The sequence below is a fragment of the Streptomyces sp. NBC_00670 genome (assembly GCF_036226765.1).
Lineage (GTDB): Bacteria > Actinomycetota > Actinomycetes > Streptomycetales > Streptomycetaceae > Streptomyces.
Genome location: NZ_CP109017.1, coordinates 951,973 through 978,244 on the forward strand (window position 1 = coordinate 951,973; position 26,272 = coordinate 978,244).

General features: G+C 74.2%; 24 protein-coding genes. 11 read left to right on the plus strand and 13 right to left on the minus strand.

The window, feature by feature from the left end:
* Positions 1 to 17 precede the first annotated feature (17 nt).
* Both OIE12_RS04170 and OIE12_RS04175 read left to right on the plus strand, forming a co-directional pair.
* On the plus strand, positions 18 to 953 hold the full coding sequence (locus OIE12_RS04170; RefSeq protein ID WP_329131840.1) for a M56 family metallopeptidase: 936 nt from the start codon (positions 18 to 20) through the stop codon (positions 951 to 953).
* Positions 954 to 1,023: 70 nt separating this feature from the next.
* A complete protein-coding gene (locus OIE12_RS04175; RefSeq protein ID WP_329131842.1) occupies positions 1,024 to 1,743 on the plus strand; it encodes a phosphatase PAP2 family protein in 720 nt (239 codons plus the stop codon).
* A gap of 95 nt (positions 1,744 to 1,838) precedes the next feature.
* On the opposite strand, the gene OIE12_RS04180 is transcribed toward OIE12_RS04175, so the two are convergent.
* On the minus strand, positions 1,839 to 2,084 hold the full coding sequence (locus OIE12_RS04180) for a DUF2630 family protein (RefSeq protein WP_329131844.1): 246 nt from the start codon (positions 2,082 to 2,084) through the stop codon (positions 1,839 to 1,841).
* A 281-nt stretch (positions 2,085 to 2,365) separates the two neighbouring features.
* Here OIE12_RS04180 and OIE12_RS04185 point away from each other — a divergent pair, with 281 nt between their 5' ends.
* Positions 2,366 to 3,106, plus strand: a complete 741-nt coding sequence (locus tag OIE12_RS04185; protein ID WP_329131846.1) for a TetR/AcrR family transcriptional regulator — start codon at positions 2,366 to 2,368, stop codon at positions 3,104 to 3,106.
* Between the two features lie 60 nt (positions 3,107 to 3,166).
* Here the strand turns inward: OIE12_RS04185 and OIE12_RS04190 are convergent, their stop codons facing one another.
* The gene (locus tag OIE12_RS04190) at positions 3,167 to 3,733 is read right to left on the minus strand and encodes an Rv1733c family protein (protein WP_329141725.1); all 567 of its coding nucleotides are present in this window, start codon (positions 3,731 to 3,733) and stop codon (positions 3,167 to 3,169) included.
* Positions 3,734 to 4,026: 293 nt separating this feature from the next.
* On the opposite strand from OIE12_RS04190, the gene OIE12_RS04195 reads away from it, so the two are divergent.
* From OIE12_RS04195 to OIE12_RS04210, 4 genes are all read left to right on the plus strand, one after another.
* Complete coding sequence (locus OIE12_RS04195) at positions 4,027 to 5,112, plus strand: WD40/YVTN/BNR-like repeat-containing protein (protein WP_329131848.1); 1,086 nt, start codon at positions 4,027 to 4,029, stop codon at positions 5,110 to 5,112.
* A 128-nt stretch (positions 5,113 to 5,240) separates the two neighbouring features.
* Positions 5,241 to 5,918 (plus strand): uracil-DNA glycosylase, encoded by a 678-nt coding sequence (locus OIE12_RS04200; RefSeq protein ID WP_329131850.1) that lies wholly within the window; start codon positions 5,241 to 5,243, stop codon positions 5,916 to 5,918.
* Positions 5,915 to 7,054, plus strand: a complete 1,140-nt coding sequence (locus tag OIE12_RS04205; protein ID WP_329131852.1) for an N-acetylglucosamine kinase — start codon at positions 5,915 to 5,917, stop codon at positions 7,052 to 7,054. The genes OIE12_RS04200 and OIE12_RS04205 overlap by 4 nt, the downstream gene beginning before the upstream one ends.
* A gap of 138 nt (positions 7,055 to 7,192) precedes the next feature.
* Positions 7,193 to 8,116, plus strand: coding sequence for a sirohydrochlorin chelatase (locus tag OIE12_RS04210; RefSeq protein WP_329131854.1), 924 nt, complete (start codon positions 7,193 to 7,195; stop codon positions 8,114 to 8,116).
* A gap of 137 nt (positions 8,117 to 8,253) precedes the next feature.
* On the opposite strand, the gene OIE12_RS04215 is transcribed toward OIE12_RS04210, so the two are convergent.
* The gene (locus OIE12_RS04215; protein WP_329131856.1) at positions 8,254 to 9,288 is read right to left on the minus strand and encodes a lactonase family protein; all 1,035 of its coding nucleotides are present in this window, start codon (positions 9,286 to 9,288) and stop codon (positions 8,254 to 8,256) included.
* A 114-nt stretch (positions 9,289 to 9,402) separates the two neighbouring features.
* Positions 9,403 to 10,872, minus strand: coding sequence for an FUSC family protein (locus OIE12_RS04220; protein ID WP_329131858.1), 1,470 nt, complete (start codon positions 10,870 to 10,872; stop codon positions 9,403 to 9,405).
* A gap of 220 nt (positions 10,873 to 11,092) precedes the next feature.
* Here OIE12_RS04220 and OIE12_RS04225 point away from each other — a divergent pair, with 220 nt between their 5' ends.
* Positions 11,093 to 11,605, plus strand: a complete 513-nt coding sequence (locus tag OIE12_RS04225; RefSeq protein ID WP_329131860.1) for an Lrp/AsnC family transcriptional regulator — start codon at positions 11,093 to 11,095, stop codon at positions 11,603 to 11,605.
* 253 nt (positions 11,606 to 11,858) lie between these two features.
* On the opposite strand, the gene bla is transcribed toward OIE12_RS04225, so the two are convergent.
* The 5 genes from bla to OIE12_RS04250 form a co-directional block, all read right to left on the minus strand.
* On the minus strand, positions 11,859 to 12,782 hold the full coding sequence (bla, locus tag OIE12_RS04230; protein WP_329131862.1) for a class A beta-lactamase: 924 nt from the start codon (positions 12,780 to 12,782) through the stop codon (positions 11,859 to 11,861).
* 137 nt (positions 12,783 to 12,919) lie between these two features.
* Positions 12,920 to 14,065: an XdhC family protein gene (locus tag OIE12_RS04235; protein ID WP_329131864.1), complete on the minus strand. Its 1,146-nt coding sequence runs from the start codon at positions 14,063 to 14,065 to the stop codon at positions 12,920 to 12,922.
* Positions 14,058 to 16,196, minus strand: coding sequence for a xanthine dehydrogenase family protein molybdopterin-binding subunit (locus tag OIE12_RS04240; protein ID WP_329131866.1), 2,139 nt, complete (start codon positions 16,194 to 16,196; stop codon positions 14,058 to 14,060). Before OIE12_RS04240 ends, OIE12_RS04235 begins: the two co-directional genes overlap by 8 nt.
* Entirely contained in the window at positions 16,193 to 17,185 is a 993-nt protein-coding gene (locus OIE12_RS04245; protein ID WP_329131868.1) for an FAD binding domain-containing protein, read from the minus strand. Before OIE12_RS04245 ends, OIE12_RS04240 begins: the two co-directional genes overlap by 4 nt.
* The gene (locus OIE12_RS04250; RefSeq protein ID WP_329131870.1) at positions 17,182 to 17,784 is read right to left on the minus strand and encodes a (2Fe-2S)-binding protein; all 603 of its coding nucleotides are present in this window, start codon (positions 17,782 to 17,784) and stop codon (positions 17,182 to 17,184) included. Before OIE12_RS04250 ends, OIE12_RS04245 begins: the two co-directional genes overlap by 4 nt.
* A 270-nt stretch (positions 17,785 to 18,054) precedes the next feature.
* On the opposite strand from OIE12_RS04250, the gene OIE12_RS04255 reads away from it, so the two are divergent.
* Positions 18,055 to 18,636: a TetR/AcrR family transcriptional regulator gene (locus OIE12_RS04255; protein ID WP_329131873.1), complete on the plus strand. Its 582-nt coding sequence runs from the start codon at positions 18,055 to 18,057 to the stop codon at positions 18,634 to 18,636.
* A 15-nt stretch (positions 18,637 to 18,651) separates the two neighbouring features.
* On the opposite strand, the gene OIE12_RS04260 is transcribed toward OIE12_RS04255, so the two are convergent.
* Genes OIE12_RS04260 through kdpF form a run of 4 tightly spaced genes read right to left on the minus strand, consistent with a single transcriptional unit; the run spans position 18,652 to position 23,209 of the window.
* Entirely contained in the window at positions 18,652 to 19,323 is a 672-nt protein-coding gene (locus OIE12_RS04260) for a potassium-transporting ATPase subunit C (protein WP_329131875.1), read from the minus strand.
* 27 nt (positions 19,324 to 19,350) lie between these two features.
* Complete coding sequence (gene kdpB, locus OIE12_RS04265; RefSeq protein ID WP_329131877.1) at positions 19,351 to 21,444, minus strand: potassium-transporting ATPase subunit KdpB; 2,094 nt, start codon at positions 21,442 to 21,444, stop codon at positions 19,351 to 19,353.
* Positions 21,441 to 23,102: a potassium-transporting ATPase subunit KdpA gene (kdpA, locus tag OIE12_RS04270; protein ID WP_329131879.1), complete on the minus strand. Its 1,662-nt coding sequence runs from the start codon at positions 23,100 to 23,102 to the stop codon at positions 21,441 to 21,443. Before kdpA ends, kdpB begins: the two co-directional genes overlap by 4 nt.
* Before the next feature lie 8 nt (positions 23,103 to 23,110).
* Complete coding sequence (gene kdpF, locus OIE12_RS04275; RefSeq protein ID WP_030377838.1) at positions 23,111 to 23,209, minus strand: K(+)-transporting ATPase subunit F; 99 nt, start codon at positions 23,207 to 23,209, stop codon at positions 23,111 to 23,113.
* Positions 23,210 to 23,548: 339 nt separating this feature from the next.
* On the opposite strand from kdpF, the gene OIE12_RS04280 reads away from it, so the two are divergent.
* Entirely contained in the window at positions 23,549 to 23,992 is a 444-nt protein-coding gene (locus OIE12_RS04280) for a Fur family transcriptional regulator (RefSeq protein WP_329131882.1), read from the plus strand.
* Between the two features lie 24 nt (positions 23,993 to 24,016).
* Positions 24,017 to 26,251, plus strand: coding sequence for a catalase/peroxidase HPI (gene katG, locus OIE12_RS04285; protein WP_329131884.1), 2,235 nt, complete (start codon positions 24,017 to 24,019; stop codon positions 26,249 to 26,251).
* The last annotated feature ends 21 nt before the right edge of the window (positions 26,252 to 26,272 follow it).

The following is a 26,272-nucleotide window of genomic DNA, read 5'->3' on the forward strand; positions in this document are numbered from 1 at the left end:
CTCATAGGCTTCGCCCCATGATGGTTCCCGCGGCACTGCTGCTGCTCGGCGCCTTGACCGCCGTCGTCGCCCCACGGCTGCTCGCGCGGGCCGACTGGCCGGACCGGGAACCCGTGGTCGCCCTGTGGGTGTGGCAGTGCGTCGTGGCGGCCGTCCTCGTCGCTTGCGGCCTCTCGATGACCCTGAGCGCGGCCGCCGCCTGGGGCGCGGTGCGCGGACACGTGTTCGCCCCGGCCCCGCACTCGGTCGTCAACGCCTACGCCCTGAGCCCCGGCGGCGGTTGGGCCGCCGCGACGGCGGTGGCGCTGGCCTGCGGCGGGCTGTGGAGCGGGGCGATGCTGGTCCGGGAGATCCTCCGGGCCCGCACCCACCGCCGGCGCAGCCGGAACGAACTCCTCGTCCGTTCCCCGCTGTTGCCCGGCGAGGAGCCGGGCACCGACCGGCTGGTGATCATCGAGGGCGAGCGCCCCGACGCCTGGTGGCTGCCGGGCGCCGCACCCCAACTGGCCCTCACCACCGCCGCCCTGCGCCGGCTCAAGGGCCGCCAGCTGGACGCGGTGCTGGCGCACGAACAGGGCCATGCGCAGGCCCGGCACGACTGGCTGCTGCACTGCTCGGACGCGCTGGCCAACGGGTTCCCGCAGGTGCCGGTGTTCGCCGCGTTCCGGGACGAGATGCACCGGCTGGTCGAACTGGCCGCCGACGACATGGCCTCCCGCCGCTTCGGCCGTCTCACCACCGCCCTGGCCCTGGTCGGACTCAACGAGGACCGGGGCCTGTTCGGCCCCTGCCCGACCCCGCAGGCGCACGTCCCGCAGCGGGTCCACCGGCTGCTCACGCCCCCCGACCGGCTCCCCGCGGCCCACCGGCTCCGTCTGACCGCGACGGCCGCTCTGGTCCCCGTCATCCCGGTCCTGGTGGCGTTCGTCCCGGGACTGAGGGCACTGGGATAGCCGGGGCCGTTCGGACGCCACCGCACTGAGGGTGTGGTTCTCGGCCTCGCCGGCCGGAGAGGATCGGACCATGCACCCGCCGCACGTCGACACACCACCGGACGCTCCGGCCTCCGCGCGCACCGTCGCGCGCCGCGGTGCGGTCGTCTGCGCCGCGCTCGCCGTCCCGGCCGTCCTGCTGACCGTGCTGGTCGCCGTCTCCTGGCATCCCCTCGTCTCCGCCGACGGCGACCTCGCGCGCACGACCCACCGCTGGGCCGTCGGGCACCCGGACCTCACGCACGCGTGCCGGATCCTCACGGACTGGGTGTGGGACCCCGTGACGATGCGGCTGCTGTGCGCGGCCGCCGTCGTGTGGCTGGTGTGGCGGCGCTCCGCCTGGCTGCTCGCACTGTGGGTGGCGGCCACGTGCGCGCTGGGCACCCTGCTCCAGCAGTCCCTCAAGGCCCTGGTCGACCGGCCGCGTCCGGTGTGGCCCGACCCCGTCGACTCCGCCCACTACGCGGCCTTCCCTTCCGGGCACGCGCTGACGGCGACGGTGGTGTGCGGACTGCTGCTGTGGCTGCTGCGCCGGTACGGGGCCGGGCGCGCGCTGTGGCGTACGGCGGTGACGGCGGCCGTCGTGTCGGTCGTGGGCGTGGGGCTGACCCGGATCTGGCTCGGGGTGCACTGGCCCTCGGACGTCGTCGGCGGCTGGCTGCTCGGCGCCCTGCTGGTCGCCCTGGCGGTCACGTCCTACGCGCGGTGGTACGGCGACGTGCCCGCCCGCCCGCCGGACGGGCGTCCTTGACCGCTGCGGGGCCGTCCCGAAGGATCACGCCCGGCCGCGCGGAGCCCGCGCCCCGATGCCGCCGAGGTCCTCGCCGGGGTGCGCCGGGGGCCCGGTCAGCCCTGGTAGTTCTCGACCTGCGAGACCGGGCGCACCGTGGCCTCGTCCGGGTTCTCGCCGAATTCCGTCTTGGCGCGGCGCCGGCGCAGCAGGTCCCAGCACTGGTCGAGTTCCTGCTCAATGTCGCCGAGCCGCCGGTGTTCGGTGTCGCTGTCGATCCGCCCGGACGCGAGGGCGTCGCGCAGCGCACGCTCCTCGTCGACCATGGCCGTGATCCTGCCGAGAATCTGCTGCTCGTCCATGTCGTACGCCTCCTGGAGGGCTCCCGCCCCACTCTAGGGAGGCTTTTCCCGCACTGCGACACCTGTACGAGAAACCGCGCTGCCACACCTGTACGGGAACCGCGCCCGGGGCCGCTCCCGGACCGGGCGCGGCCCCGTTCCCCCCGCTCCCCCGCACGTCCGCCTCGGACGATCCCCCGCGTCGCCCGAGGCGGACGGCAGCCCCGAGGACCCGCGCCGACCGGGTCCGGGGATGCGTTGACTATAGTTGGCTGGCAGCCAGTCAACGCAGGAGTTACAGGATGTCGCCGCGCAGCGCCTCGGTCAATGAAGAATTGCGGCGGCGTTCCCGGGAGCGGCTTCTCCAGGCCGCCGTGGAGCTCGTCGGCGAGCGGGGCTACGACGCCACGACGCTGGCCGACATCGCGGACCGCGCCGGCTCGGCCCGGGGGCTGGTGTCGTACTACTTCCCCGGCAAGCGGCAACTGTTGCAGTCGGCCGTGCACCGGCTGATGCACCGCACACTGGAGGAAGGGCTCGAGCGCGCGCCGCGCACCGAGGACGGACGCGAGCGCATGGCCCGGGCGATCGACGCGATCCTGGGCCTGACCCGGGACCACCCCGTGCTGATGCGGCACCACATGGCCGGAATCCTCCAGGCCGAGGGCTTCGTGCAGTGCCCCGAGCAGCAGCGACTGGCCGAACTGCTGCGCGACACGGTCGTCCGCAACGGTTCGGACCACCCCGAGCGGGACTACCCCATGCTGCGCGCCCTGCTGATGGGGGCGGTGTACGCGGCCCTGGTGCCGGGGGCGCCGATGTCGCTGCCGGTGCTGCGGGCGGAGCTGTTCCGCCGGTACGGCCTCGCGTGGGAGCAGGGGGCTCCGCCGGAGAGCGGCGGGTCGACGGGGGCGCAGGGGGCGCACGCGACGGACCTTTCGCGCTTCTTCGCCACCGAGAGCCGGGACGGGGCACGTGGGGACCGCGAGCGCCGGGACGGGGGACGCGCCGGGGAGCGCACCGGGCGGCCGGCGGGCGAGTAGCCGGGCCGGAAGCCGGCGGTGCGCGCACAGGTGACCGTGCCGCCCGCGAGGGTGGGGGGCTCAGCCCGTCGTGCGGCCCCAGGTCGGTCCGAGGCGTGCCCAGTCCTCGTCCCACTGGTCCATCCGGCGGCGTTCCAGCCGGCCGCGCAGAAGCCGGCCGCACACCAGCGGAACCGTTCCGGCGCCGACTCCCGTCAGAGCGCCGATCAGGGCGGCCCGCGTGGCGGCCGTGGCGGCGGACGGGGGCCTGTTGACCAGCAGGCCCGCCGGGTCCGTCCAGACCGTGACCGTGGTGCCGCGCGTGCTGCCGGCCGGGACCCTGGCCTGGCCGGAGCGGGCGGCGCCGTCGGGGGCGGTCCAGCGGGCCTCGGCCCACACCCGGGCGCCGCCGGAGGCGGAGACGGGCGCGTTCTCCAGGAGCCGGGCGACCACGGGCCGCCAGTCGGCCCGCTCCCGGGCGAGGGTCCGCTCGACCGTGTGCGTCGCCGCCACACCGGCGAGCACGCCGCCGGTCACGGTGACGATCCAGGTGACCAGCACCACCCAGGCCTCGACCCTGTCGCTGCGGCGGCGCAGCGGATTGCGCCGCCACCGCCAGAGCCAGACCCTGCGTCGTCGGAATGCCACCTTCACCGGCATCCTCCTCACCGCCCCGGAACCATCGACACGCCGGACGTCCGCCGCCCGCCCTCTGCTACGCGGGCCGCCGCCGTCCTGCTCATGTGAGGTGCGTCGCCCGTGCGGCGCGCCGACCGTCCAGGTACCCGGATCCGGGGCACCCGCACCGGCGCCGTGCGGTCCGCTCGGGAGTCGTTCCGCGGCCGTCCGGGAGCCGTCGCGGAGTCGTTCCGGGGCCACTGTCAGTGGTGGGGTGCAGACTGGCCCATGTCTGGAACAACGAGGTTTCGGAGGTGGTCGGCATGTCCGACGTTCTGCTCACCGTGGGCACCCGCAAGGGGCTGTTCATCGGGCGCCGGCGGGGTGGCGTCTGGGAGTTCGACGAGCGGCCGTACTTCAACGCGCAGGCGGTCTACTCGGTCGCGATCGACACCCGCGGGCCGACGCCGCGGCTGCTGGTGGGAGGGGACAGCGCGCACTGGGGCCCGTCGGTCTTCCATTCCGACGACCTCGGGCGCACGTGGACGGAGCCGGCGCGGCCGGCCGTGAAGTTCCCGCAGGACACCGGGGCGTCGCTGGAGCGGGTGTGGCAGCTGCACCCGGCCGCGGCGGAGCCCGACGTGGTGTACGCGGGCACGGAACCGGCGGCGCTGTACCGCTCGGAGGACAGAGGGGAGAGTTTCTCCCTGGTCCGCCCCCTGTGGGAGCACCCGACGCGGGACAGATGGGTGCCGGGCGGCGGCGGTGAGGGGCTGCACACGGTACTCACCGACCGGCGCGACGCGGACGCGGTGACGGTCGCCGTCTCGACCGCCGGGGTGTTCCGCACCCGGGACGGCGGCGCGAGCTGGGCGCCGTCCAACTCCGGTGTCTCGGCGGTCTTCCTGCCGGATCCCGACCCCGAGTTCGGCCAGTGCGTGCACAAGGTCGCCCGGGACGCCGCGGATCCCGACCGGCTCTATCTGCAGAACCACTGGGGTGTGTACCGCAGCGACGACACCGGGGCGCACTGGACGGACATCGGCGAGGGGCTGCCGTCGACGTTCGGGTTCGCGGTGGCCGCGCATCCGCACCGCGGGGACACGGCGTACGTCTTCCCGATCAACGCCGACGCCGACCGGGTCCCGGCGGACCACCGGTGCCGGGTCTTCCGTACGGCGGACGCGGGCCGCAGCTGGGAGCCGCTGACGGCGGGGCTGCCGCGGGAGGACCACTACGGGACGGTGCTGCGGGACGCGCTGTGCACGGACGACGCGGACCCGGCGGGCGTGTACTTCGGCAACCGCAACGGCGAGGTGTACGCCTCGGCGGACGACGGGGACAGCTGGCGGCAGCTGGCCTCGCACCTGCCGGACGTGCTCTGCGTACGGGCGGCGGTGACCGGGTGAGCGGCACCGCGCCGGTGGCGGTCGACGAGGCGCGGGCGGCGCCGGGTTCGCGAACGATGCGGTCGGTTCCGGCCACCGCCCGGTCATCGGTTGATCGTCCCGGCGCCTCCGGCAGTAGGGTGACGGCCGTGGCACCACGACCGTTGCATGAGATCGTCGAACCGGGCTGGGCGAAGGCCCTGGACCCCGTGGCCGGACGGATCGCCGAGATGGGCGACTTCCTGCGCGCGGAGATCGCCGCCGGGCGGACGTACCTGCCGGCGGGACCCAACGTCCTGCGGGCCTTCCAGCAGCCCTTCGACGAGGTCAGGGTCCTGATCGTCGGGCAGGACCCGTATCCGACCCCGGGGCACGCGGTGGGGCTGTCGTTCTCCGTCGCGCCGGAGGTGCGGCCGCTGCCGGGCAGTCTGCTCAACATCTTCCGCGAACTCCATACCGACCTGGGGCTGCCGCAGCCGTCCAGCGGCGATCTGACGCCGTGGACGCGGCAGGGCGTGCTGCTGCTCAACAGGGCGCTGACGACGGCCCCCCGCAAGCCGGGCGCGCACCGCGGGAAGGGCTGGGAGGAGGTCACCGAACAGGCGATACGGGCGCTGGCCGGCCGGGGCCGTCCGCTGGTGTCGATCCTGTGGGGCCGCGATGCCCGCAATCTGCGCCCGCTCCTCGGCGACCTGCCGTCAGTGGAGTCCTCGCACCCGTCCCCGATGTCGGCCGACCGCGGCTTCTTCGGCTCCCGCCCGTTCAGCCGCGCCAACGACCTGCTGGCCCGCCAGGGCGCGACCCCGGTGGACTGGCGCCTTCCGTGACCCCGGTGCCGCCGGGGCGGGAGCGGTCGGGGGTCGTGCTCGGGGTGGACTCGGGCGGATCCGGGCTGCGCGTGGTGCTGGCGCGGGCCGACGGTTCGGTGGCCGCCGGGCCGTTCGTCTCCGGCGAGCCGGTGCGGACCGGGGAGCGGGGGATCGACGCCGGGCATCTGCTCGCGCAACTCGTGCCGGCCGTGCGGTGGTTGCTGGTGGAGGTGGGGGCGGACGCGCCGGCCGCCGTGGCCGTCGGGGCGGCCGGGATGGCGACGCTCGGCGACGGGCTGCGGGCCGAGCTGCCCGCCGCGCTGGAGCGGGAGCTGGGCGTGTCGCGGCTCGCGCTGGCCGCCGACGCCGTCACCGCCTACACCGGCGCGCTCGGCGCCCGGCCGGGCGCGGTGGTCGCGGCCGGCACCGGGCTGATCGCCGTCGGCACGGATCTGTCCGGCTGGCGCCGGGCGGACGGCTGGGGGCATCTGCTCGGCGACTGCGGGGGCGGCGCGTGGATCGGCAGGGCCGGGCTCGAGGCGGCGCTGCGGGCGCACGACGGGCGGCCGGGCGGCTCGGCGGCGCTGCTGCGGCGGGCCGAGGAGGTGTTCGGGCCGGTCGTCGGGCTGCCGGGGCGACTGTATCCACGGACGGACCGGGCCGCCGTACTCGCCTCGTTCGCGCCCGAGGTGGCCGCCCACGCCGGGGACGACCCGGTCGCGGCGGGCGTGCTGCGGGACGCGGCCCGGCATCTCGCGGAGTCCGCGGCGGCCGTCTGCCCGCCCTCCGGGAAGCCCCGGCTGGCCGTCACCGGCGGCCTGCTGAAGCTGGGCGAGGCGCTGGCCGTCCCCCTGGCGGAGGAGCTGTCGCGCTGTCTGCCGCACGCGCGGCGGGTGCCCGCCGAGGGCGATCCGCTGCACGGCGCGGTGCGGATCGCGTGCGACCTGGCGGCGGGATCGCTCGCGCTCCCCCAGGACGCGCGGATGCTGCACGTGAGCGTCGACGGGAGGACGCCGCCCGCCGCTGCCGGCAGCGCACCCGCGACCGGCCACCGCACCGACGACATGACTTTTCAGCCACCCGAACGTGGGACTCCGCCCGGCGACGGTTCCCCCCGGGGCGGGACGGTCCGCCACCTCCCCCAACAGCCCTGACAATCGTCCGCCGACATGGCCGAACCACGCCGATCGTCTCGAATTCGTACGTACCTCATCAGACAAATCCGGACGGATACCGCTCACCTGCACCCTCCCCGAACAGGGGAGCCCAGGAAGCCAGTAGCATGCGGCGCCATGAGCTCCCCCACTGGGCCCGCGAATGGCCTGCCTGTACGAATGCCGCGTCCGCGTCAGCCCGGGCGGCACCGCCGTCCGGAACCCCTCGCGGTTCCCGAGGGTTCGCCCGCGCTCGTCCTCGCGGTGCCGGGCACGCCCAGCGCCGCGATGCGCAGCCTCGCCGAAGAGGTGGTGAGCATCGCGCGGTCCGAGCTGCCCGGTCTCGATGCCCGCATCGCGTACGTGGACGGGGACGAAACCGAGTTCCCCGCGCTGGGGCACGTTTTGGCCCGCGCGGCCGAGGAGCGCACCGCCCGCTACGAGCAGGCGCGCGCCGCCGGCAGCGACGCCAAGGAGCCCGACGGCCCCGTGGGCGTCGTCGTGCCGCTGCTCGCCGGCCCGGACAACGCGCTGCTGCGCCGGATCCGGCAGGCCGTCATGGAGAGCCGGATCGCGGCCGAGCTGACGGACGTCCTCGGCCCGCACCCGCTGCTCGCCGAGGCGCTGCACGTGCGGCTCTCCGAGGCCGGTCTGGCCCGCGCCGACCGCGCCCGGCTGTTCACCGTGGCGACCGCGGCCGACGGCATCGTCCTGGCGTCGGTGGGCGGCGACGAGGCGGTGCAGGCGGCCGGGATCACCGGCATGCTGCTCGCCGCGCGGCTCGCCGTGCCGGTGATGGCGGCGGCCCTGGACGAGGAGGGCGCGATCTCGGCCGTGGCCGAGGAGCTGCGGGCGGCCGGTTCGCAGCAGCTCGCGCTCGCGCCGTACCTGGTCGGCCCCGAGATCGAGGAGGGCCTGCTGGAGGCCGCCGCGAAGGAGGCGGACTGCGCGACGGCCGAGCCGCTGGGGGCGTACCCGGCGATCGGCAAGCTGGTGCTCGCCAAGTACACGACGGCGCTCGGCATCGCCCAGCCGCAGCCGCAGGGCACGCCGGTGCGCTGAGCCGCCGGACGTCGGCGGAAGCCGGTACGAGAACGCGAAAAGGGCCCGCTCCCCCCGGGGAGGCGGGCCCTTCGGCGTGTCCCGGCATGTCCGGGCGTGTCCAGGCGTGCCGTGGCGTGTCCCGCGTCCGGACCGGTTCAGGCGAACACCACGCAGGAGGCCGCCGGGGCCTCGAGCGAGCCACCCGCGCGCGGCAGTCCGGAGGAGGGGTCGAGGGCGAACCAGGCGACGTTCCCTGAGTGCTCGTTGGCCACGTACAGGAAGCGGCCGGACAGGGCGAGGTCGCGCGGCCAGGCGCCGCCGCAGGGCACGGTCGCCATCAGCCGCAGGCTCTCGCCGCCCGGTTCGACGGCCAGGACGGACACCACGTCCTGGCCGCGGGTGGAGGTCCACACGAACCTGCCGTCGGGCGAGACCACGATGCCGGAGGGGTACGCGTCGCCGTCGGGGGCGCTCGGCAGCACGGAGGTCTCGCCGAGCGGCTTGAGCGCGCCGGCGTCGGCGTCCCAGCGGCAGACGGTGACCGTGGGCGACAGCTCGTTGACGACGTACGCGTGTTCCCCGTCGGGGTGGAACGCGAGGTGGCGGGGGCCGGAACCGGGGCGCAGCGCGTACTCGTGGCGCAGGACGGGCACCCCGGCCTCCAGGGTGCACACGCGGACGGAGTCGGTGCCGAGGTCGACGCTCACCAGCCAGCGGCCGCTTGGGTCGGGCCGCACCTGGTGGGCGTGCGGGCTCTGCTGGCGCTTGGGGTCGGGGCCCGAGCCGGTGTGCGTGAGCACGCCGGACGCGGCGTCCGCGAGGGTGCCGTCGGCGCGCAGCGGGACGGCCGTGACGCTGCCGGAGACGTAGTTGGCGGTCACGACATGTCCGGCGTGCACGCTGAGGTGGGTGGGGCCGCCGCCGTCGACGGGAACGAGGGGGCCGACGCGCTCCGGGGTGTCGCCGGTGACGCGGAAGGCCGCGACGGCGCCGTCGGACGTCTCGCTGACGGCGTAGAGCAGTCCGGCCGTGGGGGACGGGGCGAGGAAGGACGGGTCGGGTACGTCGCCGGCGGCGCCGAGGGGGGTGAGGGCGCCGGTGTCCTCGTCGACGGTCGCGGTCAGGACGCCGCGGCCGCCCTCCGCCGTGTACGACCCGATGTACGCCCGCCGTTCGACGGTGTCGCTCACGCCCACGTTCGTCCCCTCTCGCCGCGCTTGGTCCGTCGCAGGCGACGGTAGCAGGGGGTCTAGACCAGGTGGGGGCGGCGCCCCCGGGGGACGTGACGGGCTCCCGGTCGAGGCTCAGGCCTTCAGGGGGACGGCGAGGGCTGTCAGGGTGTGTTCCAGGGTGTGGAGGTGGGTCAGGGCGCGTTCCGCGGCCGGGTGCGGGGGGTGGGATGCCGGTGGGGGTGTGTGGGTGGGAGCGGGGACCGCGCCCAGGAGTGTGTGCACCGCCGTTTCCACGCGGGCGCAGGCCTCGGTGAGGCGGGTGTCGTGGGAGGCGTCGGGGTGGGCGGCGACGGTCGCCAGGCCGCGGGTTTCGCGGACGCATTCGTCCAGCAGGGCGAGGACCGTCCGTGCTCGCGCTCCGCGCGCCCGCAGTGGGTTGAGCGGGTGCACCAGTGGCGCGAGCGCCATCCGTACGCGTCCCAGGATCGCTTCGAGTTCCGCCACGCGCGGCGCGGGGTCGGCCGCCTCGTCGCCCGCGAGGCGGCGGGAGGCGGCGGTGGTGCAGGCGTGCACGGCGTGCAGTGCGCGCCGCACCCAGTGGTCGGTGACGGCGTGCGTCGTGACCGGCAGCACCAGCGCGACGGCGAGCGCCGCGCCGAGCGCGCCCACGCCCGTCTCGGCCAGCCGCAGACCGAGCAGCCCGGGGTGCAGCACGCCCAGCAGCCCGTAGAGCAGGCCCGCCATGACCGTCACGAAGAACATCATCCAGCTGTACGACAGGGGCGCCGAGTAGAAGATCCCGAAGACGCACACCGCGACGAGGGCCGCCGTCGGCGCCGGTGCCCCGTGCACCGGCACGGCCACCAGCAGGCCGGCGACCAGGCCGGTGACCGTGCCGAACACCCGGCGGAAGCCGCGGACCAGCGTCTCGCCGCGCGAGGCGGTGTTGACGAAGATCCACCAGGCGGCGCCGACGGCCCAGTACCAGCGCTCGTACGACAGCAGTTCGCCGGCGGCCGTCGCGAAGGCGCAGGCGGCGGTGGCCTGGAAGGCCTGCCGGGTGGTGTGCCGGGCCAGTCCGCGCCCGGCCGGCGGGGCCGGTGCGGCGGGCGGGGCCGTACCGCGCTCCACGCACCACAGCCCGAACCGGATCCCGGCGGCGGTGCCGACGGACAGCAGCACGGCGGCGGTCAGGCGCGGGAGCGCGCCGGGGACGGCGTGCAGGAACTGGGCGGTGAAGAACATCATGAACGCGAAGATGCCCAGCGCGTGGCCGCGCGGGCCCCAGCGACGGGCGTACACGCCCGCGAGCACGAGCGCGAGCCAGGCGGCGTCGCGGAGCAGCGGGAGCCCGTGCAGCGCCGAGGCGAGCGCGAGCACCGGCAGGCCGACGGCGGGGAGCAGTGCGGTGGTGGCCGCCTGGCCGCGTACGGTCGGGTCGGCGACGGTGAACAGTGCGAGCAGGGCGGCCAGTCCGCCCGTGATCGACGCGGGCAGCGGCAGTCCCGCCGCCGCGCAGACGGTCACGGCGAGGCCGATGCCGAGCACCGCGCGCAGCGAGACCCGTAGCCGGGTCCGGCCCGGGTCCGCGGCCGTGAACATCCTCTTGACCGTCTCCACCGTCGGTTCTCCGCCCCCCTCAACGGACATGGAAAGGCGCCGCGGGCACGGATCCGGCTTCGTTGCCGTCCTGCGCTGCGCGGCGCCATTGATGTGGCGAAGATAAGCGGAGGTGCGGGTGTGGCTCAACAGGTGCTCGTCGCACTGGGCCATTGGTACAGTCGGCGACGCTCGACGCCGCCGACCGGAGGGCCAACGGACCATGGCCGTGGATCAGCTCGACACCCGCATCCTGCGGCTGCTGCTGGAGCAGCCGCGCACCAGCGTGCGGGAGTACGCGCGCATCCTGGGGGTCGCGCGCGGCACCTTGCAGGCGCGGCTCGACCGGCTGGAGCGGGACGGGGTGATCACCGGTACGGCGCCGTCCCTCTCGCCGGCGGCGCTGGGGCATCCGGTGCTGGCGTTCGTGCACGTGGAGGTGACGCAGGGGCGGCTGGACGAGGTGGGCGACGCGCTCGCCGCCGTTCCCGAGATCGTCGAGGCGTTCTCCACGACGGGGGGCGGGGATCTGCTCACGCGGGTGGTCGCGCGGGACAACGCGCATCTGGAGGACGTGGTGCAGGCGGTGATCAGCGTGCCGGGGGTCGTCCGTACGCGGACGGAGGTGGCGTTGCGGGAGCGGGTGCGGTACCGGTTGCTGCCGCTGGTGGCGGCCGTAGGCCGCGCGGCGGCCACCCAGGCCGACGGCCCGGGCACGAGCCCGCCCCCGGCCTGACGGCGCGCGGCGGCCTCCCGGCCGGGGGGTGGCCTGCCGGCCCCGGGGCGCCGTACCGGCTGGGGAGGACAGGTCCGGTGCGGGTGCGCTGTGGCTGGTCGCGCAGTTCCCCGCGCCCCTGGAACACTCGGGGCTGCGCCCCTCGATCAGGGTGCGTCGTGGCTGAGCGCCGGGTCGCGCCCCTCAGGGGCGCGGGGAACTGCGCGGCGCACCCCACCCGCCGTCGGCCGACAACGCACCCCCCGCCGCCCCGTCAGGTCAGCGCCGCGGCCACCTGGGCCGCTGCCCTGGCCACCAGGGCGTTTTCCGTCGGACCCGCGGGGTCCTTCTTCGTCGAGAGCACCGCGAGGAGCAGTGGGGGCCGGCCGGGGGGCCATGCGACGCCGACGTCGTTCGCGACGCCGTAGCTCGCGCCGCCGCCGGTCTTGTCGGCGAGGGTCCAGTCGTCCGGCAGCCCGGTACCGAAGCGTTCGCCGTTCGTGGTGTTGGCGATCAGCCACCCCGTCAGCCGCTCCCGGTCGGCGTCCGGCAGCGCGCGGCCGAGGAGGAGGCGCGCGTAGGTCCGGCCGATGGCGTGCGGCGTGGTGATGTCCGTCGTCCGCCACGGCTCGGCCGAGTTGAGGTCCGGCTCCCACCGGTCGAGCCGGGTCGTGCGGTCGCCGAGCGAGCGGCAGAACCGGGTGATCCCGGTCGGGCCGCCCAGCTCGCTCAGCAGCAGGTTGCCCGCGCAGTTGTCGCTCTCGGAGACCGCGGCGGCGCACAGCGCCTCGACGGTCATGCCGTCGGCGAGGTTCTCGGGCCGGCCGGTGACGGGCGCGTAACCGGAGTCCGTCACCTGCTGCTCGGTGTACCGGATCCGCTTGGCGAGGAACTCGCCGTTCCGGTCCAGGTCGCGCAGGACCGCCCCGGCGGCGAGCGTCTTGAACACCGAGCAGAGGGCGAACGTCTCGTCCGCGCGGTACCGCACACTCCGCCCGGTGGCCGTGTCGTACGCGTAGACGCCGAGGCGTGCGGCGTACTCCTCCTCCAGCGCCCGGAACCGCCGGGCGAGCCCGGCGGTTCCCGTGGCGGCGTGCGCCGACGCGGCGGGCAGTGCGACGGCGAGGGCGGCCCCCGCGCCGAGCGTCAGCGCGGTACGACGGCCGGGGCGGAGCTTCGTGTGTCCCAGGGTTCCCAAAACGGTGCTCTCCTGTTCCTGCGCACGGTGTGACTGTCCACGTGGCTTCCCACATGACTGTCCCCACACGGCTGTCCACGTTCGTGATCATTTTCATGGACGCCTCGCAGGGAGACACAGTTCCACCGCCCCTCCCCTCACGCCGCCTCCGCCGCCACCCCCCGTTCCCCGGCGTCCCGGTGGATCGGCGTGCCCGAGCCCGTGAGCGGGACGCCCGTGCCGCCCCGCCGGGCCGCGACGATCTCCGCGGCGATGGACAGCGCCGTCTCCTCCGGCGTACGGGCGCCGAGGTCGAGCCCGATCGGTGACCGCAGCCGCGCCAGTTCGGCCTCGCTCACGCCGACCTCGCGCAGCCGCCGCTCGCGGTCGGCGTGCGTGCGCCGGGACCCCATGGCCCCGACGAACGCGGCCGGCCGTCGCAGCGCCTCCTCAAGCAGCGGCACGTCGAACTTGGCGTCGTGGGTGAGGACGCACAGCACCGTGCGGACGTCGGTCCCGGTGCCGCGCAGATAGCGGTGCGGCCAGTCGACGACGACCTCGTCGGCCTCCGGGAAACGGGCCCGGGTGGCGAAGACCGGGCGGGCGTCGCACACGGTGACGTGGTAACCGAGGAACTTGCCCGCCCGCACCAGGGCCGCCGCGAAGTCGATCGCCCCGAAGACGATCATGCGGGGCGGCGGCACGCTGGACTCGACGAGCAGGGTGAGCCCGCCGGGACAGTGGCTGCCGTCCTCGGCGACCTCGACGGTGCCGGTGCGGCCCACGTCGAGCAGCGCCCGGGCCTGGGCCGCGGCCGTGCGGTCCAGTTCGGGGTGGCCGCCGAGCCCGCCCTCGTGCCCCCCGTCGGAGCCCACGGCCAGGACGTGGCCGAGGAGTTCGGCCGGGCCCCGTACGACGCGGGCGACGGCGGCCGGCGCGCCGGAGGCGGCGGCCGCCAGCGCCGTCCGCAGGACTTCCCGCGCGGGGGCGTCGGCGCCGACCGGGGTGACCATGATGTCGAGGACCCCGCCGCAGGTCAGGCCCACGGCGAAGGCATCCTCGTCGCTGTAGCCGAACCGCTGGACGACGGTGGAGCCGTCCGCCAGCGCCTCCTGGCACAGCTCGTAGACCGCGCCCTCGACGCAGCCGCCGGAGACCGAGCCGATCACCGTGCCCTCGCTGTCGACGGCGAGGGCGGCACCGGGGCCGCGGGGCGCGCTGCCGCCGACGGCGACCACGGTGGCCACCGCGAACTCCCGGCCCTCGGCCAGCCAGTCGTGCAGTTGCCCGGCGAGGTCAAGCATCCGGTGCTCCCGCGTCCTGGGCCCCCAGCACCCGGTCGGGGCGGATGGGCAGGTGACGGTGGCGTACGCCGGTGGCGTGCCGGACCGCGTTGGCGATGGCCGCGGCGGCGCCCACGATGCCGACCTCGCCGACGCCCTTGATGCCGACCGGGTCGTCGGGGTCGTCGTCCTCGATCCAGTCGGCCTCGACGTGCGGCACGTCGGCGTGGGTGGCGACGTGGTAGCCCGCGAGGTCGGCCCCGTAGAGGCCGCCGGTGGCCCGGTCCCGTACCGCCTCCTCGTGCAGGGCCATGGAGATGCCCCAGATCATGCCGCCGACGAGCTGATTGCGGGCGGTGAGCGGGTTGACGATGCGGCCGGCCGCGAAGATGCCGAGCATCCGGCGCACCCGGACCTCGCCGGTGGCGGGGTCCACGGCGACCTCGGCGAACTGCGCGCCGAAGGAGTGCCGTTCCTTCTGGGCGAGGGTGCCGAGCGCGGCGGTGGTGTCCGAGCGGACGGTGATGCCCTCGGGCGGGATGCCGGTCCCGAGCGCGAGCCGTTCGCGCAGTTCACGCCCCGCCGCGTTGATGGCCCACGCCCAGGAGCGGGTGCCCATCGAGCCGCCGGCGAGCATGGCGGGCCCGAAGTCGCTGTCGCCGATGCGTACGCGTACCCGGTCCACCGGCACTTCGAGCGCGTCGGCGGCGATCAGGGTGAGCGCGGTGCGGGCGCCGGTGCCGATGTCGGCGGCGGCGATCCGCACGGTGAAGGTGCCGTCCGGCTCCGCCGTCGCCAGGGCCGTGGAGGGACCCGCTCCCGAGTGGAAGGAGGCGCCGGCCACGCCGGTGCCGAGCAGCCAGCGGCCGTCGCGGCGCACGCCGGGGCGCGGGTCGCGGTCGGCCCAGCCGAACCGGCGGGCGCCCTCACGGAAGCAGCCGACCAGGTTGCGGGTGCTGAACGGCAGCCCGGAGACCGGTCCCCGGTCGGGTTCGTTGCGCACGCGCAGCTCGATCGGGTCCAGGCCGGTCTTCTCGGCGAGTTCGTCGAGCGCCGATTCGAGGGCGAAGGACCCGGGCGCCTCGCCGGGGGCCCGCATGAAGGTCGGCGTCGGCACGTCGAGCGGGACGACGAGGTTGGCCGTGTGGTGGGCGGCGGCGTCGTACATGATGCGGGGCACGCCGGCGCTCGGCTCGACGAACGTGTGCACGGTGGAGGTCTGGCTGACGGAGCGGTGCTCCAGCGCGCGCAGCCGTCCGTCGGCGTCGGCGCCCAGGCGCACGCGCTGCGAGGTGGGGCTGCGGTAGCCGGTGAGCGAGAACATCTGGCGGCGCGTCATGACGACACGCACCGGCCGCTGCAGGGTCGTGGCGGCCATCACCGCGGCGACCTGGTGGGCGCGCAGGCCCTTGCTGCCGAAGCCGCCGCCGATGTGCTCGGAGCGCACCCGGACCGCGCCGGGGTCGAGGGAGAACATCTGGGCGAGTTCGTTCTGCACCCAGGTGGTGCCCTGGTTGGAGTCGATGAGCTCCAGCCGGCCGCCGTCCCAGCGCGCGGTCGCCGCGTGCGGCTCCATCATGCTGTGGTGCTCTTCGGGCGTGGTGTACTCGGCGTCCACGACGTGGGCGGATGCGGCGAGTTCGGCCGCCAGGTCGCCCTTCTCCGTCACGCCCGGCATGATGCCGTCCACCGTGTGGGCCTCGGGCCGGTCACCGGCGAAGCCGGTGTCGTGGGGTTCCACCTCGTAGTGGACGACGAGCGACTCGGCGGCCTCGCGGGCCTGTTCGGAGGTCTCGGCGACGACGAGCGCCACCGGCCAGCCGAGATGGGGCACCCGGTCGGTCTGGAAGACGGTCGAGGTCGGGTCCGGCGGACCCATCATGCCCATGTACTGGGTCTCCACGCGCGGGGCGTTGCCGTGGTGCAGCACGGCGCGCACGCCGGGCATGGCGAGGACGGGCTCGGTGTCGACGGCGGTGATCCGGCCGCGGGCGACGGTGGAGAGCACCAGCCAGCCGTGGGCGAGGTCGGCGAAGGGGATCTCTCCGGCGTAGCGGGCCGCGCCGGTGACCTTCTCGCGGCCCTCGACCCGGGTGTGCGCGGTGCCGACGACGCCGATCGGGGTCGTACGGCCGGTGGTGGCGGTGGTCATCGGGCGGCCTCCTCGGCGAGTTCGGTGAGCACGGCCACCACGAGGTTGCGCATCAGCGTCACCTTGTACGTGTTGTCGCGCAGCGGCCGGGCGGCGGCCAGTTCGGCGTCCGCGGCGGCGGCGAAGGTCTCGGCGTCGGCCGGCGCCCCGGTCAGCGCGCGTTCGGCGGCGCGGGCCCGCCAGGGGCGGGAGGCGACCGCGCCGAAGGCGAGCCGCACGTCGCGCACGACGCCGTCGGAGACGTCGAGCGCGGCGGCGACGGAGCCGATGGCGAAGGCGTACGAGGCGCGCTCGCGCACCTTGCGGTAGCGGGAGCGGGCGGCGACCGGGGCGGGCGGCACGGTGACGCCGGTGATCAGGGCGCCCGGCGGCAGGGCGGTCTCCCGGTGCGGGGTGTCGCCGACGGGGAGGTAGAAGTCGGCGAGCGCCAACTCGCCGGGGCCGTCGGCGGTTTCGTAGGTGACGACGGCGTCGAGCGCGGTCAGCGCCACACCCATGTCCGAGGGGTGCGTGGCGACGCAGTGGTCGGAGGCGCCCAGGATGGCGTGGTTGTGGTGCTCGCCCTCGATGGCGGGGCAACCGCTGCCGGGTTCCCGCTTGTTGCAGGGCTTGGTCACGTCGGTGAAGTAGCCGCAGCGGGTGCGCTGGAGCAGATTGCCGCCGACGGTGGCCATGTTGCGCAGCTGTCCGGAGGCGCCGGCCAGTACGGCCTGGGTGAGCACCGGGTAGCGGCGGCGGACCTCGGGGTGGACGGCGAGGTCGCTGTTGGTGACGGTGGCGCCGATGCGCAGTCCGCCGCCGGGCGTCGACTCGATCTCGTCCAGGGGGAGTTGACGCACGTCCACGAGGAGTCCGGGGCGCTCCACGCCGGACTTCATCAGGTCGACGAGGTTGGTGCCGCCGCCGAGGAAGCGGGCGTCCGGGTCGGCGGTCAGCAGGGCGACGGCGCCGGAGACGTCACCGGCGCGCTGGTATCCGAACTCCTTCATGCCGCCGCCTCCGCGTCCGCCGTACGGCCGGTGTGCTCGGAGCCCGTGGGCTCGGTCCGCCGCTGCTCGGCGGTGGTGTCGGCCGCGCGGGAGACCGCCTGGACGATCGACACGTAGGCGGCGCAGCGGCACAGGTTGCCGCTCATCCGCTCGCGGATCTCCTCGGGGCTCAGCGGTGGTGGCCCGGCCTCGGGGCGTACGTCGTCGGTGACGGCGCTGGGCCAGCCGGCCGCGTGCTCCTCGATCACCGCGACCGCCGAGCAGATCTGTCCGGGGGTGCAGTAGCCGCACTGGTAGCCGTCGAGGTCGAGGAAGGCCTGCTGCACCGGGTGCAACTCCTCGCCGCGCGCGAGTCCTTCGACGGTGGTGATCTCGCGTCCTTCGGCCGCGACGGCCAGATTGAGACAGGACACCTCACGGCGTCCGTCGATGAGGACCGTGCAGGCGCCGCACTGTCCGTGGTCGCAGCCCTTCTTGCTGCCGGTGAGATCGAGCCGCTCGCGCAGGGCGTCGAGCAGGGTGGTGCGGTGGTCGACGGTCAGCGGGTACTTCTCGCCATTGATCTTCAAGGTGATGGCGCTGGACGTCGAGGGTGCCATGATCAGCTTCTTTCGTGTATCCGGAACACGTCGGTAAGGAGCACGGGGAGCACACGGAGGGGAAAGGATTCAGGAAGGACGGCATCGGGTCTGGACGCGTCAAGGGGGGAGCGCACGGAGCGCCGGGCACAGGACCCCGCACATGGCGTAAAAGCGCTGCCCACCGGTACTATGGGGGCCAACCGGACAGCTGTCCGGTACTTGGAAAGCTACCGGACAGCTGTCCGCTTAGCAAGGGCTGACCCCACGACAGGCCCGAGGGGAGGACGAATGGGACACGAGAAGGGCGCCCCCCTGCGCTCGGACGCGCAGCGCAACCGCGAGCGCATCCTGGACGTGGCGGTGGTCGAGCTGACCCGCTGCGCGGACGCGCCGCTCAGCCTGATCGCCCGGAAGGCGGGCGTCGGGCAGGGCACGTTCTACCGCAACTTCCCCAATCGTCAGGCCCTCGTCCTCGAGATCTACCGCCACGAGATGCAGCAGGTCGCCGAGCACGCGACCTGTCTGTTGGAGCACCGGGAACCGGACGTGGCGCTGCGGGAGTGGATGGACCGGCTCGCGCGGTTCGCGATGACCAAGGCCGGTCTGGCCGAGGCGATCCGCCAGGCCACCAGCGGCCCCGGCAGCCCCGGGCGGCCGGAGCCCACCCCGCTGACGGCCGCGGCCGAACTCCTGGTCCGCGCCTGCGAGGAGGCCGGGACGATCCGCCCCGGGGTCACCGGCGACGACTTCGTCCTGGCCATCTCCGGCCTGTGGATGCTCACTCCCGAGGACGGCTGGCAGGAGCGGGCCACCCGGCTCCTCGACCTGGTGATGGACGGACTGCGCGCGGGGGCGCCGGGGCGGCGGTGAGGGCCCTGCCCACCCTCAGCCCTGTCCGGTTCGCGTCACCAGGTCCTTGAGCGCCACGTTGAGCGCGAGCACGTTGACGCGGGGCTCCCCCAGGAAGCCGAGCGTGCGCCCCTCGGCGTGGTCCGCGACCAGTTTCCGCACGTCCGCCACGGACAGCCCGTTGCGGGCGGCGACCCGGTGCACCTGGAGGGCCGCGTACCGCGGGGAGATGTCCGGATCGAGCCCGGAGCCCGAGGAGGTGACGGCGTCGGCGGGCACCTGCGAGGGCCGGACGGTGTACCCGGGCACCGAGTTGTCCCGGACCACCGCCGCCCGGGCCGCCCGCACCCGGTCGACGAGGACGGGGTTGTCGGCGGCCAGGTTGGTCGCCCCGGACAGCAGCAGCCGGTAGCGCGTGTTGACGGAGTTGGTGCCGAGCCCGTCCGCCGGGCGGCCCTGGAACCACCGGAGGTCGGGCGCGCTCTTGCCGTGCTTTCCCGCCACCTCGTAGGACTGCCCGATCAGGGAGGAGCCCACCACCCGTCCGTCCGCCCGGACCTCCGAGCCGTTCGCGCGGTCGCGGAACAGCCCCTGGGCGATCCCGGTGACGAGGAGCGGATAGAGGACGCCCGTCACCAGGGTGAGGACCAGCAGCGCGCGCAGTCCCGCGCCCGCCGACCGGGCGGTGTTCACAAGGGAGTTGTTCATGACGTACACCACCGTGCCGGTCCGGGGTCAGAACCCGGGGAGGAGGGAGACGAGCAGGTCGATCAGCTTGATGCCGAGGAACGGCGCGAGCAGTCCGCCCAGCCCGTAGCGGGCGAGGTTGCGGCGGAGCATCCGGTCCGCGCTCATCGCCCGGTAGCGCACTCCGCGCAGCGCGAGGGGGATCAGCGCGACGATGACCAGCGCGTTGAAGACGACGGCGGAGAGGATCGCGGAGTCGGGGCTGGAGAGCCCCATGATGTTGAGCCGGTCCAGGCCCGGGTACACCGACGCGAACAGCGCGGGGATGATCGCGAAGTACTTGGCGACGTCGTTGGCGAGCGAGAACGTCGTCAACGCGCCCCGGGTGATGAGGAGTTGTTTGCCGATCTCGACAATCTCGATCAGCTTGGCCGGGTCGGAGTCGAGGTCGATCATGTTGCCGGCCTCCTTGGCGGCCGACGTGCCCGTGTTCATCGCCACCCCGACGTCGGCCTGGGCCAGCGCGGGCGCGTCGTTGGTGCCGTCACCGGTCATCGCGACCAGCCGGCCGCCGGACTGCTCCCGCCGGATCAGCGCCATCTTGTCCTCGGGGGTGGCCTCGGCGAGGAAGTCGTCGACGCCGGCCTCCTCGGCGATGGCCCGCGCGGTCAGCGGGTTGTCGCCCGTGATCATGACGGTTCTGATGCCCATGCGGCGCAGTTCGTCGAAGCGTTCCCGGACGCCGTCCTTGACGACGTCCTTGAGGTGGACGACGCCGAGCACCCGGGCCCCGCCGCTCTCCCCGGCGTCCTCGACGGCGACGAGCAGCGGGGTGCCGCCCGCCCGGGAGATGCGCTCCGCGCTCTCCTCCGCGTCCGGCGGCACGGTGCCGCCGCGCTCGCGTACCCAGGCGAGGACGGAGGCGGTGGCGCCCTTGCGGATCCGGCGCCCGGCCACGTCCACGCCGGACATGCGGGTGCGGGCGGTGAAGGGGATCCACCGGGCGTCCGCGAGCGCGTCCGGAAGCGGCTCGCGGGCCTCGTACGGTGCCCCGCCACGTCGTACGGGCGCGGCCTCCGCCAGGACCTTCTCCGCCAGTTCCACCACCGAGCGGCCCTCCGGGGTCTCGTCCGCGAGGGACGACAGCCGGGCGGCCCCGGCGACCTCGGCCTGCGTGGCGCCGCCCACCGGGACGAACGCGGCGGCCCGCCGGTTGCCGTGGGTGAGGGTGCCGGTCTTGTCGAGCAGCAGCGTGGAGACGTCGCCGGCGGCCTCGACCGCCCTGCCGGACATGGCCAGTACGTTGCGCCGCACCAGGCGGTCCATGCCGGCGATGCCGATGGCCGACAGCAGGGCGCCGATGGTGGTGGGGATGAGGCAGACCAGCAGCGCGACCAGCACCGCCATGGTCGGCCGGGCGCCCGCGTGGCCGGCGATCGGCGGCAGGGTGGCGCAGGCGAGGAGGAAGACGATCGTCAGCGAGGCGAGCAGGATGTTGAGCGCGATCTCGTTCGGCGTCCGCTGCCGGGCCGCGCCCTCGACCAGGCCGATCATCCGGTCCAGGAAGGTTTCCCCCGGCCGCGCGGTGATCCGGACGACGATGCGGTCGGAGAGGACGCGGGTGCCGCCGGTGACGGCGCTGCGGTCGCCGCCGGACTCCCGGACGACCGGCGCGGACTCGCCGGTGATGGCGGACTCGTCCACGCCGGCGACGCCCTCGACGACGTCGCCGTCGCCCGGGATCACGTCGCCCGCCTCGCAGACGACGAGGTCGCCGACGGTGAGCGCGGTGCCCGGCACCCGTTCCTCGGTGCCGCCGGCCAGCCGGCGGGCCACGGCGGCGGTCCTGGCCCGGCGCAGGCCGTCGGCCTGTGCCCTGCCGCGCCCCTCGGCCACCGCCTCCGCCCCGTTGGCGAAGAGCACGGTGAGCCACAGCCAGGCGCTGATCGTCCAGCCGAACGCGTCGCCCGGGTCCGTGCAGGAGTACGCGGTGGTCAGCACGGAGCCCGTCCACACCACGAAGATGACCGGCGAGCGGACCAGCGCGCGCGGGTCCAGCTTGCGCAGGGCGCCGGGCAGCGCGGCGGCCAACTGCCCCGGCAGGGCAGCGGGGTTCGGACGTGCCGTCCTGTCGATGGTCATGCCAGTCCCTCCGCGAGCGGTCCCAGCGCCAGCGCCGGGAAGTAGGTCAGCCCCGTCAGGATCAGGACCGTGCCGACCAGGACGCCGGTGAACAGCGGTTTCCCGGTGTGCAGGGTGCCCGCCGTCACCGGCACCGGGCGCTGCCCGGCGAGCGCGCCGGCGAGGGCGAGGACGAACACCATCGGCAGGAACCGGCCCAGCAGCATGACGATGCCGAGGGTGGTGTTGAACCACTGCGTGTCGGCGTTCAGCCCGGCGAAGGCCGAGCCGTTGTTGTTGGCGGCGGAGGTGTAGGCGTAGAGAATCTCGGTGAAGCCGTGCGCTCCGGGGTTGAGCGGGGAGTTGCGCGGGGTGGGCAGCGCCATGGCGGCGGCGGTGAAGACGAGCACCAGCGCCGGGGTGACCAGCAGAGAGCAGGCGGCCGGCCGGATCTCGCGGATGCCGATCCGTTTGCCCAGGTATTCCGGGGTGCGGCCGACCAGCAGCCCCGCGACGAACACCGCGAGCACCGCCATGACGAGCATGCCGTACAGGCCCGAGCCGGTGCCGCCGGGCGCGATCTCGCCCAGCATCATGCCGAGCAGGGCGAGGCCGCCGCCCAGTCCGGTGAACGAGGAGTGGGAGGAGTCCACCGCGCCGGTCGAAGTGAGCGTCGTCGAGGCGGCGAACAGTGCGGAGCCGCCGACGCCGAAGCGGACCTCCTTGCCCTCCATCGCCCCGCCCGCGACGCCGAGCGCCCCCTCGTGGGCGCCGAACTCCGCCCACATCATGAGCGCGACGAAACCCGCCCACAGGGTGGCCATGGCGGCGAGGACGGCGTACCCCTGCCGCAGCGAGCCGACCATGATCCCGAAGGTGCGCGGCAGTGAGAACGGGACGACGAGGAGGAGGAAGACCTCGAAGAGGTTGGTGAACGGGCCCGGATTCTCGAAGGGGTGGGCGCTGTTGGCGTTGAAGTAGCCACCGCCGTTGGTGCCCAGCTCCTTGATGGCCTCCTGGGAGGCGACCGCGCCGCCGTTCCACTGCTGCGCCCCGCCGGTGAACCGGCCGACCTCGTGGATGCCGGAGAAGTTCTGCAGCACGCCGCACGCCACCAGCACCACGGCGGCGATCGCCGCGCCCGGCAGCAGAATGCGGACGACGCCCCGGACCAGGTCGGTCCAGAAGTTGCCGAGTTCGCCCGTGCGGCCGCGGGCCAAGCCCCGGACGAGGGCCATGGCGACGGCGATGCCGACGGCCGCCGAGACGAAGTTCTGCACCGCGAGCCCGGCGGTCTGCACCACGTGGCCCATGGTCTGTTCGCCGTAGTACGACTGCCAGTTGGTGTTGGTCACGAAGGAGACGGCGGTGTTGAACGCCTGGTCCGGGTCGACGGCCCGGAAGCCGGACGAGAGCGGCAGCAGCCCCTGCACGCGTTGCAGCAGGTACAGGAAGAGCACCCCGGCCGCCGAGAAGGCGAGGACGCCGCGCAGATAGGCGGGCCAGCGCATGGGGGCGTCCGGGTCGGCGCCGATGCCGCGGTAGAGCCACCGCTCCACGCGCAGGTGCCGGCCGGAGGAGTAGACCCGGGCCATGTAGGCGCCGAGGGGGACGTGGACGAGCGCCAGGGCGCCGACGAGGGCGAGCGCCTGGAGCGCGCCGGAGAGTACGGGACCCATGGGGCGGCTCAGAACCTCTCCGGGAAGAGCAGGGCGAGGACGAGGTAGCCCAGCAGGGCGACGGCCACGGCCAGGCCGATGCCCTGTTCGAGGGCGGAGGCGGTCACAGCTTCGTCACCCCCTTGGCAACGAGAGCGACCAGCGCGAAGAGGGCGAGGGTGGTGAGGACGAAGGCCGCATCGGCCATCGCGGGCTCCTGAACGGTGCGGAGGAGGGATCGGACAGGACGAGCAAACCTCCCGTCCGGCCCGGTGCGGCCGCCGTTGACGGCTCCCTGACGGCGGCGGGAGCGGCCTTGACAGCCCTCTGACGTGCGCTTGACGGGGCGCTGACACCGGCCGGGGACGTGCGGCACCCGCCGTTCACCGGACCGCCCGCAGGACTCATCAAACTTTGACTCCTCGTTTTCTTGAATCCATCGTGTTTACGGCTGTAGGTTCGCCCGCATGACCGCATCCCGGCCAGAGACGACCGCGGAGGAACTGCGCGGTGCGGGCCTGCGTGTGACGGCCGCCCGCGTCGCGCTGCTGGACGCCGTGCGCGAGGGCGACCACCTCGGTGTCGAGGCCCTGGCCTCCGGGGTGCGCGCACGCGTGGGCCACATCTCGCTCCAGGCGGTGTACGAGGCCCTGCACGCGCTCACCGCGGCGGGACTCGTGCGCCGGCTCGAACCGCCCGGCAGCCCCGCGCTGTACGAGGGGCGGGTCGGGGACAACCACCACCATCTCGTGTGCCGGTCCTGCGGTGTCGTGGCCGACGTCGACTGCGCGGTCGGCCACGCACCCTGTCTGACCGCCTCGGACGACCACGGCTTCACGGTCGACGAGGCCGAGGTCATCTACTGGGGCCTGTGCCCCCGCTGTTCCACCGCTCGCAGTTCAGCACAGTGATTCGCCCAGCTCGGAAGGATTTTCATGTCTGAGAACCACGACGCGATCGTCACGGACCCGAAGACGGAGGGCGAGAGCGGCGGCTGCCCGGTCGCGCACACGCGCGCCCCGCACCCCACCCAGGGCGGTGGCAACCGCCAGTGGTGGCCCGAGCGCCTCAACCTGAAGGTGCTCGCCAAGAACCCCGCCGTGGGCAACCCCATGGGTGAGGAGTTCGACTACGCCGAGGCGTTCAAGAGCCTCGACCTGCCCGCCGTGAAGCGGGACATCGCCGAGGTGCTGACCACCTCGCAGGACTGGTGGCCCGCCGACTTCGGCCACTACGGCCCGCTCGTCGTCCGCATGGCCTGGCACAGCGCCGGCACCTACCGGATCAGCGACGGCCGCGGCGGCGCCGGCTCCGGCCAGCAGCGCTTCGCCCCGCTCAACAGCTGGCCGGACAACGCCAACCTGGACAAGGCCCGCCGGCTGCTGTGGCCGGTGAAGAAGAAGTACGGCAAGAACCTGTCCTGGGCCGACCTGCTGATCCTCTCCGGCAACGTGGCCCTGGAGTCCATGGGCTTCACCACGTTCGGCTTCGCCGGCGGCCGCGAGGACGTGTGGGAGGCCGAGGAGGACGTGTACTGGGGTCCCGAGACCACCTGGCTCGGCGACGAGCGCTACACCGGTGACCGTGACCTGGAGAGCCCGCTCGGCGCCGTCCAGATGGGCCTCATCTACGTCAACCCCGAGGGCCCCAACGGCAACCCGGACCCGGTCGCCTCGGCCCGCGACATCCGCGAGACGTTCCGCCGGATGGCGATGAACGACGAGGAGACCGTCGCCCTGATCGCGGGCGGCCACACCTTCGGCAAGACCCACGGCGCCGGCCCCGCCGACAACGTGGGCGCCGACCCCGAGGCCGCCGGCTTCGAGGAGATGGGCCTGGGCTGGAAGAACGCCTTCGGCTCCGGCAAGGGCGGCGACACCATCACCAGCGGTCTCGAGGTGACCTGGACCAACACCCCGACGACCTGGGACAACAGCTTCTTCGAGATACTCTTCGGCTACGAGTGGGAGCTGTTCAAGAGCCCCGCGGGCGCCAACCAGTGGCGGCCGAAGGACAACGCCGGGGCCGGCACCGTCCCCGACGCGCACGACCCGGCCAAGAGCCACCAGCCGACGATGCTGACGACCGACCTCGCGCTGCGGTTCGACCCGGTCTACGGCCCGATCTCGCGCCGGTTCAAGGACAACCCGGACGAGTTCGCGGACGCCTTCGCGCGCGCCTGGTTCAAGCTGACCCACCGTGACATGGGCCCCAAGTCGCTCTACCTCGGCCCGGAGGTCCCCGAGGAGACGCTGATCTGGCAGGACCCGCTGCCGGAGCGGACCCACGAGCTGATCGACGCCGCCGACGTGGCCGCCCTCAAGGAGCGCATCCTCGCCTCGGAGCTGTCGGTGGCCCAGCTGGTGTCCACCGCGTGGGCCTCGGCGTCCACCTTCCGCGGCACCGACAAGCGCGGCGGCGCCGACGGCGCGCGCATCCGTCTGGAGCCGCAGCGCGGCTGGGAGGTCAACGACCCCGAGCGCCTGGCGACGGTCCTGCGTGTCCTGGAGGGCGTCCAGGAGTCCTTCAACTCGGCGCAGACCGGCGGCAAGCAGGTCTCGCTGGCCGACCTGATCGTGCTGGGCGGCGCGGCGGCCGTCGAGCGGGCGGCCAAGGAGGCCGGCTTCGAGATCGAGGTGCCGTTCACGCCGGGCCGGGTGGACGCCACGCAGGAGCAGACGGACGCGGAGTCGTTCGCGGCGCTCGAGCCGACCGCCGACGGCTTCCGCAACTACCACGGCAAGGGCAACCGGCTCCCCGCCGAGTTCCTCCTCGTCGACCGGGCCAACCTGCTGACCCTGAGCGCCCCGGAGATGACCGTCCTCGTCGGTGGTCTGCGTGTCCTGGGCGCCAACCACCAGCAGTCGCAGCTCGGCGTGCTCACCACCACGCCCGGCGCGCTGACCAACGACTTCTTCGTCAACCTGCTGGACATGGGCACGGCGTGGAAGTCGACCTCCGCGGACCAGACCACGTTCGAGGGCCGCGACGCGGCCACCGGCGAGATCAAGTGGGCCGGCAGCCGTGCCGACCTGGTCTTCGGGTCCAACTCCGAGCTGCGCGCGCTCGCCGAGGTCTACGCGAGCGACGACGCGAAGGAGAAGTTCGTGCGCGACTTCGTCGCGGCCTGGGACAAGGTCATGAACCTCGACCGGTTCGACCTGGCCTGATCCCGGCGTGCGGGCCGGCCG

Coding starts and splice junctions, on each gene's coding strand:
- OIE12_RS04170 (WP_329131840.1), top strand. CDS start 18: ATGATGGTTCCCGCGGCACTGCTGCTGCTCGGCGCCTTGACCGCCGTC.
- OIE12_RS04175 (WP_329131842.1), top strand. CDS start 1,024: ATGCACCCGCCGCACGTCGACACACCACCGGACGCTCCGGCCTCCGCG.
- OIE12_RS04180 (WP_329131844.1), bottom strand. CDS start 2,084: ATGGACGAGCAGCAGATTCTCGGCAGGATCACGGCCATGGTCGACGAG.
- OIE12_RS04185 (WP_329131846.1), top strand. CDS start 2,366: ATGTCGCCGCGCAGCGCCTCGGTCAATGAAGAATTGCGGCGGCGTTCC.
- OIE12_RS04195 (WP_329131848.1), top strand. CDS start 4,027: ATGTCCGACGTTCTGCTCACCGTGGGCACCCGCAAGGGGCTGTTCATC.
- OIE12_RS04210 (WP_329131854.1), top strand. CDS start 7,193: ATGAGCTCCCCCACTGGGCCCGCGAATGGCCTGCCTGTACGAATGCCG.
- OIE12_RS04220 (WP_329131858.1), bottom strand. CDS start 10,872: ATGTTCACGGCCGCGGACCCGGGCCGGACCCGGCTACGGGTCTCGCTG.
- OIE12_RS04225 (WP_329131860.1), top strand. CDS start 11,093: ATGGCCGTGGATCAGCTCGACACCCGCATCCTGCGGCTGCTGCTGGAG.
- OIE12_RS04235 (WP_329131864.1), bottom strand. CDS start 14,065: ATGCTTGACCTCGCCGGGCAACTGCACGACTGGCTGGCCGAGGGCCGG.
- OIE12_RS04240 (WP_329131866.1), bottom strand. CDS start 16,196: ATGACCACCGCCACCACCGGCCGTACGACCCCGATCGGCGTCGTCGGC.
- OIE12_RS04245 (WP_329131868.1), bottom strand. CDS start 17,185: ATGAAGGAGTTCGGATACCAGCGCGCCGGTGACGTCTCCGGCGCCGTC.
- OIE12_RS04250 (WP_329131870.1), bottom strand. CDS start 17,784: ATGGCACCCTCGACGTCCAGCGCCATCACCTTGAAGATCAATGGCGAG.
- OIE12_RS04255 (WP_329131873.1), top strand. CDS start 18,055: ATGGGACACGAGAAGGGCGCCCCCCTGCGCTCGGACGCGCAGCGCAAC.
- OIE12_RS04260 (WP_329131875.1), bottom strand. CDS start 19,323: ATGAACAACTCCCTTGTGAACACCGCCCGGTCGGCGGGCGCGGGACTG.
- kdpB (WP_329131877.1), bottom strand. CDS start 21,444: ATGACCATCGACAGGACGGCACGTCCGAACCCCGCTGCCCTGCCGGGG.
- kdpA (WP_329131879.1), bottom strand. CDS start 23,102: ATGGGTCCCGTACTCTCCGGCGCGCTCCAGGCGCTCGCCCTCGTCGGC.
- OIE12_RS04280 (WP_329131882.1), top strand. CDS start 23,549: ATGACCGCATCCCGGCCAGAGACGACCGCGGAGGAACTGCGCGGTGCG.
- katG (WP_329131884.1), top strand. CDS start 24,017: ATGTCTGAGAACCACGACGCGATCGTCACGGACCCGAAGACGGAGGGC.